We start from the raw sequence: 16170 nt of genomic DNA, 5'->3' as shown, positions 1-16170 counted from the left end.
TTGCACCAGCGCCCCGGCGGCCCAACGTCTGCTCCGGGGTGTTTTTGACTGCCCAGTATTTGCGATTGGAGATATCCCATGCCCGGACTTTTGCCCGATATCGATCCCGATGGCCTGCTCGAATTCTCGGTGGTCTACACCGATAGAGCGCTCAACCACATGTCCAAGAAGTTCGTGGGTGTGATGCAGGACATCCTGGGCATGCTCAAGGACGTCTATCACGCCAACACGGCCGTGCTGATTCCCGGCAGCGGCACTTTTGGCATGGAAGCCGTGGCGCGCCAGTTCGCCAATCGCGAGCGGGTGCTGATCGTGCGCAATGGCTGGTTCAGCTATCGCTGGACGCAGATCTTCGATGCCGATGCGGGCCTGGGCGGCGGCTCCGTGGTCTGCAAGGCGCGCAAGCAGGGCGAGGGCAGCCAGGACCCCTGGGCGCCATGCCCGGCCGCCGATGTGGCCGAGACCATTCGCGTGGAGCGTCCCAAAGTGGTGTTTGCCCCGCATGTGGAGACGGCCAGCGGCATCATGCTGCCCGATGAATACCTGCGTACCGTCGCCGATGCCGCGCACGAGGTTGGCGCGCTGTTCGTGCTGGATTGCGTGGCATCCGGCGCCATGTGGGTCGATATGGAAAAAACCGGCGTGGACGTGCTGATCTCGGCGCCGCAAAAGGGCTGGAGCAGCTCGCCTTGCTGCGCCATGGTCATGCTCTCGGCGCGCGCCCGCGAGGCCATAGAGCACACGCAGAGCTCCAGCTTCTCCTGCGACCTGAAGAAGTGGATGCAGATTGCCGAGGGCTACGAAAAAGGCCAGCACGCCTATCACACCACCATGCCCACGGACGCGCTGCTGCGCTTGCGCGACGTGATGCTGGAGACGCGCAAATACGGCTTTTCCAAGGTGCGCGAAGAACAGATGGAACTGGGTCGCAAGGTGCGCGAGCTGCTGCAGTCGCGCGGCTTCCCCAGCGTCGCGGCCGAGGGCTACAAGGCGCCTGGCGTGGTCGTGAGCTACACCACTGACGCGGAAATCCAGAGCGGCCGTGCCTTCCTCAAGGTGGGCTTGCAGACCGCCTCGGGCGTTCCGCTGCAATGCGATGAAGGCCCGGACTTCAAAACCTTCCGCATCGGCCTGTTCGGCCTGGACAAATGGCATGACTCGGATCGCTCCGTGGCGCATCTGTCCAAGGCACTGGACGATATCGGCATTGCCCGGACCTGAGAAGATGCGGCCGGCGGCATTGCTGCCATGACATTTTTTCGACCCGACTTCGTAATAAAGTCGGGTTTTGTTTATTCAGCGCATCCGATATGAAAAAAGCAGTCTCCGTGATCGGGTTTGTATTTGCTCTGGGCGCTGGCGCAGTGGTTCATGCTGCGCCAGTCACTACCGCCAGCGGGCTGATCTATGAAAGCCAGGTCGAAGGCAGCGGGCCCAGTCCCAAGGCGACGGACACCGTCAAGGTGCACTACCGCGGCTACTTTCCCGATACCGGCAAGGAGTTCGACAGCTCCTATGCACGCAAGCAGCCCATCGAGTTCCCGCTCACTGGCGTGATTCCCTGCTGGACCGAGGGCGTGCAGAAGATGAAAGTGGGCGGCAAGGCCAAGCTGACATGCCCTCCCGGCATAGCCTATGGCAGCCGTGGTGCAGGCCGTGCCGTTCCCCCCAATGCCACGCTGAACTTCGATGTGGAGCTGCTGGGCATCCAGGGCCGCTGATCAAGGCCTGTCGATCTCAAGCCGCTTGGCCAGGCGCTGCAGATTGGCTCGATCGAGCTGCAACTCGCGCGCTGCGGCGGCCCAGCTGCCCCGGTGACGGGCCAGGCTGGAGCTGACCAGCTGGCGTTCATAGGCGCTGACGGCGGCGCGCAGACCGGCCTCGGGCGCAGCCGCTGCGGTGGCCGGGTCCATGGGGGCTGTGGCCTGTGCGGCGGCAGGCGCCTCGGTCCGCTCCCAGAGATCGGCAAGTCCCAGGGTCACGATGCGCAGCCTGGTTCCCGCGCGGCTGGCGCTGCCGTCATTGCGGCTCAGGGCCCTGAGCACGGCGCGGCTGATGCAGTGCTCGAGCTCGCGCACGTTGCCGGGCCAGCTGCGATTGAGCAAGGCTGCCTGTGCGGCCGCATCCAGGCGCAGGCCGCCCAGCCTGAGCCTGGAGCGGTTCTCCTCGAGGAAATAGCCCGCCAACTGCAGCACGTCGCTGTCGCGCTCTCGCAGCGGCGGCACGGCGAGCGGATAGACATTGAGGCGGTGATAGAAGTCCGCGCGCATGCGCCCGGCGTGGACTTCCGCAGCCAGGTCACGGTTGGTGGCGGCGATCACGCGCACATCCACATGGTGCTCCCGGTCCGAGCCCAGGCGCTGCAGCTGGCCGCTTTGCAGCACGCGCAGCAGCTTGGCCTGCACGGGCAGCGACAGTTCGCCGACCTCGTCCAGGAACAGCGTGCCCTGATGCGCCTGCTCGAACTTGCCGCTGCGCTCGCTCAGTGCACCCGTGAAGGCCCCGCGCACATGGCCGAACAGCTCGCTCTCGACCAGGTTGTCGGGCAGGGCCGCGCAGTTGATGCTGATCATGGGCTTGTCGGCACGGCCCGACTGCGCATGCACGGCCTGGGCCACCAGCTCCTTGCCGGTGCCGGTTTCGCCGGTGACGAGCACGCAAAGATCGCTGACTGCGACCAGGGCAATGTCTTTCTGAAGCTGGCGCATGACGGGGCTTGCGCCCTGCAGTCCGCGCTCCTGTGGCGCGACGGGACTGGCAGAGCCGGTGGCGCCGCGCGCGAGCTGGGAAAGCTGGTGCACGCGCTCGGCCGTGGCCACGGTGGCTGCGGCCAGATTGCTGAAGGCCTGCAGCATGGCCAGCGCCGCGGGGTCGGCGAACCGGCCCGGCTCCAGTGCGTCCAGCGTCAGCAGTCCCCAGGGCAGGCCGCCCAGCTGCAGCACGCAGCCCATGCAGTCATGCACATGCAGCTCGCTGATGGCCTGGCCTTTGTGCGCCACCAGCCCGTCATAGGGATCGGGCAGGGGACTGTCGGGTTCAAAGCGCATGGCCTGGCCGGCCGCCAGCAACTGGGCAAAGCGCGGATGCTCGCCCAGGCGAAAGCGCCGGCCCAGCGTGTCCGGCATCAGGCCGTCGATTGCCATGGGGCGCAGCCATTCGCCTTCGAGCTTCAGCAGGGCTACGGCATCGGCGGGCAACAGATTGCGCAGTGCGGCCAGCAGACGGCGCAGACGTTCGCGCTCGGACAGGTCCTGGGCCAGATCGGCGATCAGCGGGCTGACGGCGTTGAGAATGTGAGATGTTGTCATAACGACATCGGATGGTGTCAATGAGACAGCAATTGATGGATGTCATATTGACGCATGTTTTTGCAAGCCATTGTTCTGCAATGGTCTTGTTGCTGGCACGCCGTTTGCATTTATCCGCTCAAGCCTTGCAGCTGGCAAGGCAGCAACCAGGAGATTTGCATGCTTACCGAACGTCAACGCGAGATCGTCAAGGCCACCGTACCGCTGCTGGAAACCGGCGGCGAGGCCCTGATCACGCATTTCTACCAGACCATGCTGGGTGAGTATCCCGAGGTGCGCCCGCTGTTCAACCAGGCGCATCAGCAAAGCGGTGCTCAGCCGCGAGCATTGGCACATAGCGTGCTGATGTATGCCAAGAACATCGACCGACTGGAAAACCTGGGCAATCTGCCTGCGCAAATCATCAACAAGCATGTGGCGCTGCAGGTACAGGCCGAGCATTACCCCATCGTCGGTGCCTGCCTGCTGCGCGCCATTCGCGAGGTGCTGGGGGCAGAGATCGCCACGGATGAGGTGATCGCCGCCTGGGCCGCCGCCTATCAGCAGCTGGCCGATATCCTGATCGGTGCGGAGCGCGCGGTGTACGAGCAGACTGCGGCAGCCGAAGGCGGCTGGCGTGGTGTGCGTGCCTTCAAGCTGGTGCGCAAAGAGGCCGAAAGCGCCGAGATCACGTCCTTCTATCTGGAACCCGTGGACGGCGGCGCGGTGATTGCCCATCAGCCAGGCCAGTACATCGGCCTGCGCGTGGTAGTCGACGGCCTGGAGCAGCGCCGCAACTACTCGCTGTCGGCGCCTGCCAACGGCAAGAGCTATCGCATCAGCGTCAAGCGCGAGGCCGGCGGCAAGGTCTCCAACCATTTGCACGACCAGCTGCACGTGGGCGATACGCTGGAGCTGTTCCCGCCTGCCGGCCATTTCACCTTGCAGGCCAATGCCAAGCCCCTGGTGCTGATCAGCGGCGGTGTGGGCATCACGCCCACGCTGCCCATGCTGCAGGCCGCGCTGCCCACGGGGCGCGAGATCACCTTCATCCACTGCGCGCGTGATCGCGGCGTGCATGCCTTCCGCGAGAAGATCGATGCGCTGGCTAACAGCCACGAGCAGCTCACACGCCGCTATTGTTACGACCAGGCGGACGCGGGCGACGAGGTCGATGCCCAGGGCCTGCTGAGCACCGACCGACTGGCCCAGTGGCTGCCTGAGTCACGCGATGCCGATGTCTACTTCCTGGGCCCGCGCGGCTTCATGCGCAGCGTCAAGCAGTCGCTGCGCGAGTTGGGCGTGCCCGAGGCCCAGGTGCACTATGAGTTCTTCGGTCCTGCGGAAGCGCTGGCTTGAGCGAGCTGAATGCTATTGAATAAATAGCTTTATGCGCTTGGTGTGAAAGGGGTAGAGGCTGAAAAGGCTTGAACTCAAGTCTTCAGTCTCTTCCATGCACTATGGTGTGAATGATTTCCCTGCCATCCAGGATGCGGCTGACACCATTGAACCAGCGGCAGTCGGTGTGGATGTTGGCGTAGTGATCCATCCAATCCAGCGTGATGGGTGAAATGCAGACCAGACGCTGGCTCTGCAGACCAGCATCAAACACTTGTGCGCGGAACTGGCTCAGGTTGGCGGGGCAATCCATCTCTTGAGCAAAGCACTGCCATGCAGCATGCAAAGCCGTGGCGTCTGCTGCGCGCAATCGTGTTTCAGACTCGGAGGCTTCCGCGGGACTGGTTTGCCAGTCGCTGATTTGCCCCTGCTGCAAGGTGGCCTTGACGCAGTGCCCTGCATCGCCGAAGACCAGCGCTTGAGCATCGCTCAGGCTGTGTACATAGAGTCTGTTGGACTCTGGCACTTCTGCGGCAAAGCGTTGCAGCAGCGGGATGTCCATCCCTAAAACGAAGCTGCTGCAAAGCGCGGGCTGTACAGCGATGGCTTCGGGTCGCAGCACCTGCTGCACCCAGGTTTGCCAAGGCAGCGGAAGCCCGGGCATCAACCATCCCAGCTCGCCCTCCGTGATTCTGTGTCGCAGCCCGGCCTCTTGCCTTTGTCCATCGGCGATCTGGCTGCGAGAGTATGGCCGCACGGCATTCAGCTCACGCTTGAGCTGGCGCTTGTTCAGGCGTTGTGCGGCCACGGGGACTGGGTTTAGCGGTAATACGCCTCGACCGTACCCTTGATCTTGATAAGCAGTGGCTTGCCCTTGCGGTCCAGGGTCTTGCCGGCGGGCACCTTGACCCAGCCCTCGCTCACGCAGTATTCCTCGACGTCAAAGCGGTCCTTGCCGTTGAAGCGGATGCCGATGTCGTGCTCGAACACGGCGGCCACATGGTGAGGGCTGCGAGGGTCGATGGACAGGTGGTCGGGTAGTTCGGGACGTTGTATGTCGGTCATATCGTGCGGATCCAAAAACGCCTATTGTCCTCTGCTTTGCTGGCTAGTCAGGTGAGCTCATGCCATGAGTCCCTGCTTTTCTTCCTTCGTGAAAACAAGCTGTTGGACTACTTTTGGCAATTCCTGGGGTTATTGACTGCCGCAAATGTTACCTGTGCGTGCGCCAGATGGCCGGTTCGGTTTTACATGTCTGCATGCAGTTTCCGCTGAGTCGCTGCTCATGTGTGTCGATGGTGACTTTTTGTGTCGGTTTGCGTTGTCACCCCGAGAGGCCCAAGGGAAGTTCGGGCTGATGAAAACCCGAGTTGATAAGGCAGGAACAGCGTGAATGTCCAACTCTGTATGTGGATGTAGCGTAACGGCTGTACAGCCTGTTTGTTTGCCAAAGGCAACTTGGTTTTCAAAGTTTAAAAGCTATGAAAACGGTAGTCGAAGCTTCACTTCCAAACCGAAAAATGAGCTCTCCGAAACAGCGCCCCGAGCTTGTGCAGCCCGGCGCGCGCAACAAAGGAGAGTCTGATGGATACAGCCATCCGCACCAAGGCAGGCTTGGTTTTTCTGGGGCCACTCACCACAGCCGTCCCTGAGTCAGAGCGATCGGTCTCCTATCAGGATCTGGATGCGCTGATGCACTCCGGTGTACAGCCGCAGGGCATTTATCTGCGTGCCGTGCCGCACCAGGTCTGGCGCAAATGGCTCAATCGCACCCGCCAGAGCGACTGGTGGAGCCTGCCGGTCTTTGCGGAACCGGCGCTGCGCGACGCGCAGCCGTACGTGGATGCGCTGTGCAGCGTGGAGCGGGCACACGAAATCACCGAGGGCATGGCCTTGCGCCGCCAGATGCTTCCCGATCCTGGCGATGTGCTGGGGCTGGAGGAGCGTCTGCTGTACTTCCTCTACGAACGCGGGCCGCAGACGGGCTTTCGGCCGCTGCTCGACCGCGACAGCGACCAGCTCTACCGCTATCCGGTCGCGGAGCAACTGGCCTGCGCACAGGAGAGCGTGTCCCAGGCGCTGGAGGAGCTGCGCCGCCGCGGGCTGCTGCGCTCCGAGGGGCTGGTGGACCGCACCCGGCTGTGCTCGGGTTGCGGCTCGGCGCACATCCATTTCGTGGACGTATGCCCGCATTGCCAGAGCCTGGACATCCGACGCGAGTCAATGCTGCACTGCTTTGCCTGCGGCCATGTCGGCGCCGAATCGCAGTTCGTTGAAGGCGGTGCGCTGGACTGCCCCAAATGCCATGTGCATTTGCGTCACATCGGCGTGGACTACGACAAGCCGCTGGCCCAGTACCACTGCCGCAGCTGCCAGCGCTCATCGGTCGATTCCATGGTCCAGGCGCGCTGCCTGGACTGTGCGCGCACGAGCACGCCCGACGAGCTGGAGGTGCGTGAAGTCGCCACGCTAATGCTGAGCGCCAGTGGGCGTCAGGCTGTGCGCAATGGCGGAGTGGGCGAGGCCTACCCGCCGCTGAAGGCGCGCAACTATGTGGACCCGCAGGGGTTCAAGCGCATGTTGGGCTGGGCCAGCGACATCCAGGCGCGCAACCCGCAGTTCAGCTTCCACCTGATGCGCATGGAGCTCGAGCATAAGGGGCTACCGGCGCAGCAACTCAGCCCCTGGCAGATCACCGAGCTGCTGGACGAACTCGCCGTGCGCCTGAATGCCCAGCTGCGCGAGTCCGACCTGATTACCCGCGTGGATGAGCACAGCCTGTGGGTGATCCTGCCATACACGATGCCGCAGGGCCTGCAAAGCCGCATCGAGAAAACCATGGAAAAGCTGGCCGAGGAAGAGGGTGAAGCCAAGCGCCTGGCCCTGTCGGTGCACCTGCGTAGCATGGAAGTCAAGGCCATGAACGACGGCAGCGAAGCACCGTCCGCGAGCAATCTGATGCGGAAGATGCAGGCCGACACGCTGCAAGAGGCCTGACCATGTGGCAGCAGTTTGTGGAATCTTTCTTGCTGCTGGCGCACAGCTTCAGCACGCGGGGCGCATGGGATCAGGCATTCAACCTGTTCCCGTTCATCGTCCTGCTGGAGCTGCCGTTCTATGTGCTGGTCGTCGGCGGGATGCTGCGCTACGGGTTGCGCCATTGGCGTGTTCCGGTCCGGCGCCTGCAATACCCGTCCGTGTCCTGCCTGATCACCTGTTATTCCGAAGGCGATGATGTGCGCAAGACCATCAGCTCCTTGGTGAATCAGCGCTATGCGGGGCGCATCCAGATCATTCCGATCATCGACGGAGCTATCAAGAACAGCGACACGCTGCATGCGGCACTGTCCGAGGCCAAACGCTGGGAAGGTACCGAGGGGCGGCGCGAAGTCACCGTGCTGCCCAAGTGGCAGCGCGGCGGCCGGGTGTCTTCGCTGAATGCGGGGCTGACGCTGGCCACGGGCGACGTGGTGATGGCACTGGACGGCGATACCTCGTTCGACAACGACATGGTGGAGAACGCCACACGCCACTTCGACGATCCACTGGTGGCGGGGGTTGCGGGCAATCTACGTGTGCGCAACCAGGGCAGAAACCTGGTGACCAAGATGCAGGGGCTGGAATACATGCTCTCCATCAGCGGTGGCAAAACGGGCCTGTCCGAGTTCAACATCGTCAACAACATCTCGGGTGCCTTTGGAGTGTTCCGGACTTCGCTGGTCCGGCACCTTGGCGGTTGGGACGCGGGGACGGCGGAGGACCTGGACATGACGCTGCGCATCAAGCAGTACTTCGGCCGCTACAGCGGCATGCGCATCAAGTTCGAGCCGCATGCCATGGGGCATACCGACGCACCGGAATCCTGGCGCGTGTTCTTCAAGCAGCGCTTGCGCTGGGACGGGGACATGTACTACCTGTTCGTGCGCAAGTACCGTTTCAACCTGCGGCCTTCGTTGCTGGGGTGGCCGAACTTCCTTTTCACCCTTATCAACGGCCTGCTCATGCAACTGGTGCTGCCCTATCTGATCGTGGGATCGCTGGCAATGCTGCTGTTCATCCAGCCGCTGGGCATCGTGCTGGGCACGCTGGCTTTCGTCTACCTGGGCTATCTGCTGTTGCTATTGGCCTACTACCTGGTCTATCTGGCCACGGTGTCGGAGCGTATCCGGTTGGACCTGTCCTATCTGCCGTACCTGCCGCTGTTTCCTCTCTTTGCCTTCGTGACCCGGGTGCACAGCGGCTACGCCATCCTGGTGGAAGCGCTGACCCATTCGCACCTGGACTCGTCCATGGCGCCCAATTGGGTGCTGCGCAAGAACAAATTCTAAAAACCCACGCATGAAACCATTTTCCCTTCACTACCTGCCGGGTGGGCCGCACCGCGTCCGTGCCCTGAGCGGCCTGATAGGCGTCAGCCTGCTGGCTTCCATGCTGGGAACAAGCGCGAGCGCGCAGACTGCCACTGCCGTATCCGCAGCGTCTGAGGCGCGTGCTCCTGTCGCTTCCGCCGACACGGGCCAGCCCTGGAGCTGGGCCGACCTGCAGGCCTGGAGCGCGGAGCAGGGGCCAGCCGTGCGGCTGGCGCGCCTCAAGGAGCATGTGGCCGGCAGCAACCTCAAGCTGGTCGAGTCGGACAACGGTGCACGGCTTATCGCGGCTGCCGGCCTGGCACGCGCCAAGGAGCCGGTGACGGATACCCTGAACCGCAACTACAGCCGCCTGTCGGGGCAGGCTGGTCTGCGCTGGAGTTTTCTGGGCGCCGAGGAAGCACGCCGGCGCAATGTGCAGGAGGCCAGGACCGAGCAACTGAGCAGTACCGCGCAGACCCAGCTTCTGCAGGCCCAGGCCGTGACGGAGCTGGGACGGCTGTATGTGCGCTATCTGCGCAGCCAGCAGCGCGAGCAGGTAGCACGGGCCTATCTGTCCACGCGCTCCCAGATCGAGGGCAGGCTGCAGGAGCGCGTGGCTGGCGGCCACATGCTGCGCTCTGAAGGGCTGGACCTGCAGGGCTACTACGAAACCGCGCAGAACCGCGTGGCCAAGGAGAAGGAAGTGCAGCGCGCAGCCTTGCAGCAAATGGGCTTTTTGACCGGCCGCCGTCTGCGCGCCCAGTCGGTGCCGGCTCTGGCCCTGCCGCAGACCTGCATGAATCCGGCCATGCTGCAGGATGCGCTCAACACGCATCCCGCGCTGGAATCTGCACGCTATGCGATGGAAGGATTGCGGGAGCAGGCCCGGCACACGCGCTATGGCGGAGTGACGGGCGGCGTGCAACTGAGCCAGAGCCTGAGCAAGGATTTCGGCGGCAGCCCCGGCCATGCGACGGCCGTGGCGGTGGATGTGTCCATCCCCCTGCAATGGCGCAGTCAGAAGGATGCGATGGCGGCCAAACTGCAGGGCCAGTATGACGAGGCGGCCGAGCAATACGCGCAGACCCAGGGCAAGCTGCAGCTGGAGCAGCAGACCGTGCTGGAGCAGTACAGGTTGAGCCAGAGCGAACTCAAGAGCAGGGCCCAGCGCTATGCAGCGGCCACCGAAGGGCTGCGTGTGGCGCAGCTGCGCGCGCCCAGCCTCGGCGGTGACGGCATGGTGCAGACCATCAAGGCAGACAACGGCCGCTACGAGGCGGCGGTGCGCTATATCAGCGCCGCCGAAGAAGAGGATCTGGCGGCCATGGACATGCTGTATTACACGCGTGGTTGCAGCTTGCAGGTGCGTAGCGACGACCCGCTGCAGGCTGCGGTGCTGCAGCGTACTGGTGCCGCAGCTTCCGCAGTGGGTGCTGACGGACTGGTAGCAGTGGCGCAGCAGACCAGGCTCAGCGAGGAAGCGGGCGTTGCCAAACCCGCTGCAGCCGCTGCAGCAGCCGCACCTGCGGGAACCGGCTGGTATGCATGGAAAGGCTGGCAATGGGTGCAGCAGCCGGCCCGCATCGACCAGCTGCCGCAAGGCACGCAGCGCCTTCTGGTGTCGTTCACCGAAGAGCAGTTGCAGCGCCTGGCGGCCGACGAGCAGGCTCGCCAGGGACTGGAGCAGCTGGCGCAGCGTGCGCGCCAGCGCGGCATCCGGCTGGAGCTGCTGCTGGGCGAGCCGACCTGGGTGCTGCCCAAGGGGCGCGGCAACATGCTGGCGCTGCTGCAGAAGGTGCAATCCATGCCGTTCGGCATGGTCCACCTGGATCTGGAGCGCAGCCAATTGCCCGATGTACAGCAAAAGGACTGGGGCCGCAATGTGCTCGACAGCCTGCAGGAGGCGGTGGCCCAAAGCCGCCTGCCGGTCTCGCTGACGACCCACCACCGCGAACTGCGCGAACCCGGCTTTCTACAGGCCCTGCAGAAGGCCGGTGTCAAGGAAGTCGTGCCCATGATCTACAGCGCCAATGCGCAGAGCACGGTGAACGCGATCAAGCAGCTGCCGCCCATGCCTCAGGGGCTGGACCTGGCCGTGGCGCAAAGCATTGAAAAGGAATTGCCCTCGGAAGAGAGCTTGTTTCGTATAGGCAGGCGCCAGGCACTGGTTCATTGGCAGGGCGTGGCACAAGCGCTGCGGACGGTGCCCGGTTTCAAAGGCGTCGTCGTGCAGTCCTGGGAAGACTATATGGAGGCTCAACCGTGAAGATCCAATTCAATGCTCCGCCGGCTTCGGCGGAAGTCAGCAATGGCATTCCCGTCAAGTACGACAACGTCAAGCGCAAGGTGCCGCGCTGGCGCTGGTATCTGGTGCTGGGCATTGTGCTGCTGATACCCTTGTACTTTGTCTACAAAACCGTGAGCAGTACGGTGCTGCGGGCTTCGCCCGGCATGGTGGTCATCGACCAGGTCGTGGTGCGTGCACCGATCACGGGCCAGGTGGAGCAAGTCGCCCCGGAGGGGCAGGCCACTGAGCAGGGCGAGCGCGTGCTGCGTGTGGTGCAAAAGCAGGTGCCCACGCCAGCGGCCGGTACGGTGCAGGCTGCCGACGTGGTGGCCAGTTCCGCGGACCATACCTATGCGATGCAGCGCCAGGATCTGCAGGGCCAGCAAAAGGCCTTGCAGTCCAGTCTGCAGGCCGTGCAGGGCCGCATGTCTCTGATGCAGGATCGCGTGCGGCAGATTGATGAGCTGTTCCGCCAGGGCGCGGCCACGCGCCAGGAAGTGGACGCAGCACGCCTGCAGATGCTGCAGGCACAGGCCGAGGTTGGCCGCGCCCAGCGCGAAATCCTGGTCGCCAGCCAGCAGCAGAGCGCCCTGTATCTGCAGGCGGCCAAGGATGCTGCGGCCACGCGTCAGGCTGTCGGTCTGGCACAGGCCGGCAACATCACGCCGGTTGCGGATCTGATGGCGCCCGTGCCCTCGCAGGTGGTGCGCAGCTTCGTCAAGGCCGGCGAATGGGTGGTGGCCGGAGACGAGCTGATGGTGCTGCAGACGCGCAAGGCGCCCTGGGTCCAGGCCTATCTGACGCCCCAGCACCTGAGGTACGCGCGCAAGGGCCAGAAGGCCACGCTGGTCTTCCTGGACGGGCAGAAGGTGCCGGCCGAGGTCGATGAGGTCTTCTCGGAAACCCAGCGTGTCCCGGCCGAGCGCGTGGGCCCGATGGAGTCGCAAAGCGCCGCGGTGGTGGTCAAGCTGCGTCCGCTGCAGGCCCTGCCTGCCGAGCACCGCGTCAACCGCCTGCCCATTGATGTGCGCTTTGAGAGAAGCTGGTGGCCCTGGAGCCAGGACCCTCGGCTTGCTGATTTCACGGCAAACGTCAAGGTCGGCTGACCCGTCCGATGCTGGCGGCAGCCCTGGGCTGCAGACGAGCGGGCCGAGAGGCCGTATGCTCTAGCGCATGCTCACGTCTGAACAACGTCGCTCGCTGCAGCAGGCCAAGCGCATGCCGCTGGTTCTGCTGCTGCTGGTGGCCGCAGGTTTCATTGCCACTGCGCTGGCCGGCTCGCGCTGGGCCATAGAGGGGCAGGCCGTGCCTCTATGGCTGGTCTGTCTGCGCGGCATTTGCGAGGCGGCGATGGTCGGGGCGCTGGCCGACTGGTTTGCCGTGACGGCCCTGTTTCGTCATATTCCGCTGCCGCTGGTGGGGCGGCACACGGCCATCATCTCGCGCAACAAGGATCGCATAGGCCGCAACCTGGCCACTTTCGTGCGCGACAAGTTTCTCGACGCGCCTTCGCTGGTGGCTCTGATCGAGCGCAACAACCCCGCCCAGGCGCTGGCGGACTGGCTGACGGTTCCCGCCAACAGCCAGCTGCTGGGCAGGCAGGTGGCGCGGCTGGCGCTGGCCGCGCTGGAGATGGTGCAGGACAAGCAGGTAGAGAAATTTCTGACCCAGTCGCTCAAGGCCGTGATGCAGCATGTGGATCTGTCGCGCGCGGCGGCATCGCTGCTGTCGGGGCTGACGGCGGGCGGGCGCCATCAGGAGGTGCTCGACGATGTGCTGGCGCGCATCAGCCGCGTGCTGCGCCAGGAGCAGACCCATGTGCTGATCGCGCAGACCATCGTGGTCTGGCTCAAGCGCGAGCACCCGATCAAGGAAAAAATGCTGCCTACGGACTGGCTCAGCGACAAGGGTGCCAGTCTGATTGCCAGCGCTCTGGACAGCCTGCTGCAGGACGTGGCCCAGAACCCCGGCCACCGTCTGCGCGAGGCCTTCGACAGCTCCATACAGCGCCTGATCGACGGTCTGCAGAACGACCCGGTCTACGCCGAGAGGGTAGAAAAACTGCGCAACTATCTGCTGCATGACGAGAAGCTGGCCGTCTATCTGCGCGAGCTATGGGCAGGCTGGCGCACCAAGCTGGAGCGCGATCTGGCCGACGAAAACTCGGCCATGGCGCGGCGTGCAGCCGTGATGGGGCGCTGGCTGGGCCAGGCACTGGCGCATGATGAGGCGCTGCGCAACTCCATGAACGAGCGCCTCAAGCGCTGGGCGACCACGCTGGCTCCCGATGTCTCGCAGTTCATCGCCAGACATATTGCCGACACGGTGCAGCGCTGGGATGCCGAGCAACTGGCCACGCTGATCGAGGCGCATATCGGCAAGGATCTTCAGTACATACGCATCAACGGCACGCTGGTGGGCGGTGCCATCGGTTTGCTGCTGTTTCTCATCTCGCATGCCGCGGCCCTGTGGCGCAGCCTGCTGGCCTGGCTGGGATAAAGCTCTATGAGCCGCAGCCGGTGCCAGTTGGCGCTGGTTAGCGTTCTTGTCAAAGTACTTAACAGTAAAAATTCTTTGGAAGACCTGTTGGTTGTGGTTACAATGAGAATTATTCGCAACAAGAAGACCTTGCGGTAATCTTTGACTCAGCCAGGCATGCACATTGAATGACTGCATGCCGCCATGCCCAGCTGCATGGTTTAGCCAGGACGATCTCTGCGCAGATCGTGATTGCCTTCTTCATCACTCCAACAGCGCGAATGCTTCGCTGACCTGCACCTGCTGTTCGTGGCTTTGGCCATGAGGCGCAGCCGTGTCTGGTCGATGTGCATCTTCTTCCAAACTCATCATGCAAATTCATGCAGCCGCTGCTGCAGGCCTGGCCATGGCCTGCGCGTCTTCGTCTTTCCGTCCTCTGTTCACCACCCGCCGGTCGCTGCGTCCTGTGCTGGGCATGGCGCTGGCTGCAGCAGGCCTGCTGACCCACGGGCTGACGGCGGCACAGGAGAAATCTCTGGAGACCGTGGTGGTCACGGCCTCGGGCTTCGAGCAGGAGATCAAGGATGCGCCGGCATCGATTTCCGTCATCACACGCGAAGAGCTGGAAAAAGGCAGCTACAACAATCTGCATGATGCGCTGCGCGACGTGCCAGGCGTGAATCTGGTGCCTTCGGACAACAATTCCAACGACATCAGCCTGCGCGGCATGGGCGTGAACTACACCCTGATCCTGGTGGACGGCAAGCGCACCAATACCCGCGAAACTCAGGCCAACGGCTCCACGGGTACCGACCAGAGCTGGGTGCCGCCGCTGGAGGCGATAGAGCGCATCGAAGTGGTGCGCGGTCCCATGTCCTCGCTCTACGGCTCTGACGCCATGGGGGGCGTGATCAACATCATCACGCGCAAGGTGGCCAAGGAGTGGATGGGCTCCATCCGCACCGAAGCCACGCTGCAGGAGCGCTCTTCCTCGGGCAATATCTACCAGAGCAATTTCTATCTGTCCGGCCCCATACAGACCGATCTGCTGGGCCTGAGCATCTACGGCAACTACAACAAGCGCGGCGAGGACAACATTCTCAACGGCTACAACGACTACGACAACCGCGCGCTCAACGTCAAGCTGGCGCTGACGCCCAACAAGGACCACGACATCATTGCCGAGCTGGGCACGGGCAAGCAGCACTACACCTCGACGCCGGGCAAGACGCTGGCGGCCACGGCTGCACTCAGCGACCGCAAGTTCGAGCGCGACAACTTCTCGCTGCAGCACAAGGGACGCTGGGGCTGGGCATCTTCGGACACATATCTGCAGCAGGAGAAGACGCGCAATCTGTCGCGCGACATGACCATCAAGAACACGGTGTTCAACAGCAGCTGGGTGGCGCCGCTGGGGGCCAGCCATCTGCTGACCACGGGCGTGAGCTACAACGAGCAGGACCTGAACGACACCACCACCAACACCTTGCCCAATGCCAGCCGCACCAGCATCAACCGCAGCCAGTGGGCCGTGTTTGCCGAGGACGAATGGCGTCTGCACAAGGACTTTGCACTGACCGGTGGCCTGCGCTACGACCATGACAGCCAGGCCGGCGGCCAGGTCAGCCCGCGCCTGTATGGCGTGTGGAATCTGGCCCCGCAGTGGACGGTCAAGGGCGGCGTCTCCACGGGCTTTCGTGCGCCGTCGCTGCGCCAGACCGTGGGTGACTGGGGCCAGAGCAGCCGTGGCGGCAATATCTACGGCAACCCCGATCTGAAGCCCGAAACCTCGCTGACCAAGGAAATCGGCGTGCTCTACGACAGCGGCGCCGGCACCACGGCAGGGCTGACGGTGTTCGACAACGAGTTCGAGGACAAGATCACCCGCGTGGCCTGCCCCAGCTGCGGCCCGCTCAACAGCTCGGGCCGCGTGCCCACCACGAACATCAATGTGGATAACGCCATCACGCGTGGCCTGGAGGCTTCGCTGGGCACCCAGTTGAGCAAGACGCTGCGCCTGAAGACCAACTACACCTTCACCAAGTCCGAGCAAAAGAGCGGTGAGTTTGCCGGCCAGCCGCTGAACCAGCTGCCGCGCCATCTGTTCAATGTCTCGCTGGACTGGAGCCCCACGGCCCAGCTCAACAGCTGGCTCAAGGCGTCCTATCGCGGCAAGGAAAGCGCACCCACGGGCGGAGCGTCCTCGGGCAGCTTCACCCAGAAGAGCTACACCATGCTGGATCTGGGCGGCTCCTACAAGCTCAACAAGACCGTCACGCTGTACGCGGGCATCTACAACCTGCTGGACAAGCAGGTCATCTATGACGGCGTCAATTACGACACCGTGCTCGACGGCCGCCGCTACTGGCTGGGCATGAACGTCAAGTTCTGATCCTCGCCATCGCAGCCGTTGCCGCAATGCCCGGCAAGG

12 protein-coding genes are annotated in these 16170 nt (G+C 63.6%); 9 read left to right on the top strand and 3 right to left on the bottom strand.

Features of this window, described 5'->3' with window-relative positions:
* The first annotated feature begins 78 nt into the window (after positions 1 to 78).
* Positions 79 to 1221 carry an aminotransferase class V-fold PLP-dependent enzyme gene (locus AAIL66_RS03340; RefSeq protein WP_343496005.1) on the top strand — a complete coding sequence of 381 codons (1143 nt, stop codon included), beginning with the start codon at positions 79 to 81 and terminating at the stop codon, positions 1219 to 1221.
* A gap of 89 nt (positions 1222 to 1310) precedes the next feature.
* On the top strand, positions 1311 to 1721 hold the full coding sequence (locus AAIL66_RS03335) for an FKBP-type peptidyl-prolyl cis-trans isomerase (RefSeq protein WP_034354972.1): 411 nt from the start codon (positions 1311 to 1313) through the stop codon (positions 1719 to 1721).
* Here the strand turns inward: AAIL66_RS03335 and norR are convergent, their stop codons facing one another.
* A complete protein-coding gene (gene norR / locus AAIL66_RS03330; RefSeq protein WP_343496004.1) occupies positions 1722 to 3308 on the bottom strand; it encodes a nitric oxide reductase transcriptional regulator NorR in 1587 nt (528 codons plus the stop codon).
* A gap of 159 nt (positions 3309 to 3467) precedes the next feature.
* On the opposite strand from norR, the gene hmpA reads away from it, so the two are divergent.
* Complete coding sequence (gene hmpA, locus AAIL66_RS03325; protein WP_343496003.1) at positions 3468 to 4646, top strand: NO-inducible flavohemoprotein; 1179 nt, start codon at positions 3468 to 3470, stop codon at positions 4644 to 4646.
* A gap of 82 nt (positions 4647 to 4728) precedes the next feature.
* Here the strand turns inward: hmpA and AAIL66_RS03320 are convergent, their stop codons facing one another.
* Positions 4729 to 5433 (bottom strand): hypothetical protein, encoded by a 705-nt coding sequence (locus AAIL66_RS03320; protein ID WP_034395800.1) that lies wholly within the window; start codon positions 5431 to 5433, stop codon positions 4729 to 4731.
* An 11-nt stretch (positions 5434 to 5444) separates the two neighbouring features.
* Positions 5445 to 5690 carry a DUF3297 family protein gene (locus tag AAIL66_RS03315; RefSeq protein ID WP_034354964.1) on the bottom strand — a complete coding sequence of 82 codons (246 nt, stop codon included), beginning with the start codon at positions 5688 to 5690 and terminating at the stop codon, positions 5445 to 5447.
* 519 nt (positions 5691 to 6209) lie between these two features.
* Between AAIL66_RS03315 and AAIL66_RS03310 the strand changes: the two genes are divergently transcribed.
* The 6 genes from AAIL66_RS03310 to AAIL66_RS03285 all read left to right on the top strand — a co-directional run bounded on the left by AAIL66_RS03310 (position 6210) and on the right by AAIL66_RS03285 (position 16131).
* Positions 6210 to 7622, top strand: a complete 1413-nt coding sequence (locus tag AAIL66_RS03310) for a hypothetical protein (RefSeq protein WP_034354963.1) — start codon at positions 6210 to 6212, stop codon at positions 7620 to 7622.
* 2 nt (positions 7623 to 7624) lie between these two features.
* A complete protein-coding gene (locus AAIL66_RS03305; RefSeq protein ID WP_034377322.1) occupies positions 7625 to 8953 on the top strand; it encodes a glycosyltransferase in 1329 nt (442 codons plus the stop codon).
* A gap of 10 nt (positions 8954 to 8963) precedes the next feature.
* The gene (locus AAIL66_RS03300; RefSeq protein WP_343496002.1) at positions 8964 to 11240 is read left to right on the top strand and encodes a TolC family protein; all 2277 of its coding nucleotides are present in this window, start codon (positions 8964 to 8966) and stop codon (positions 11238 to 11240) included.
* Positions 11237 to 12367 (top strand): HlyD family efflux transporter periplasmic adaptor subunit, encoded by a 1131-nt coding sequence (locus AAIL66_RS03295; protein ID WP_034377321.1) that lies wholly within the window; start codon positions 11237 to 11239, stop codon positions 12365 to 12367. The genes AAIL66_RS03300 and AAIL66_RS03295 overlap by 4 nt, the downstream gene beginning before the upstream one ends.
* 67 nt (positions 12368 to 12434) lie before the next feature.
* Positions 12435 to 13760: a DUF445 domain-containing protein gene (locus AAIL66_RS03290; RefSeq protein WP_343496001.1), complete on the top strand. Its 1326-nt coding sequence runs from the start codon at positions 12435 to 12437 to the stop codon at positions 13758 to 13760.
* A 349-nt stretch (positions 13761 to 14109) separates the two neighbouring features.
* Positions 14110 to 16131: a ligand-gated channel protein gene (locus AAIL66_RS03285; RefSeq protein WP_034354947.1), complete on the top strand. Its 2022-nt coding sequence runs from the start codon at positions 14110 to 14112 to the stop codon at positions 16129 to 16131.
* Positions 16132 to 16170 lie beyond the last annotated feature (39 nt).

The organism is Comamonas sp. F1-6, from assembly GCF_039581415.1.
GTDB lineage: Bacteria > Pseudomonadota > Gammaproteobacteria > Burkholderiales > Burkholderiaceae_C > Comamonas > Comamonas thiooxydans.
The sequence above is the reverse complement of the archived record's forward strand: the minus strand, read 5'-3'. Positions and strand labels throughout refer to the sequence as shown.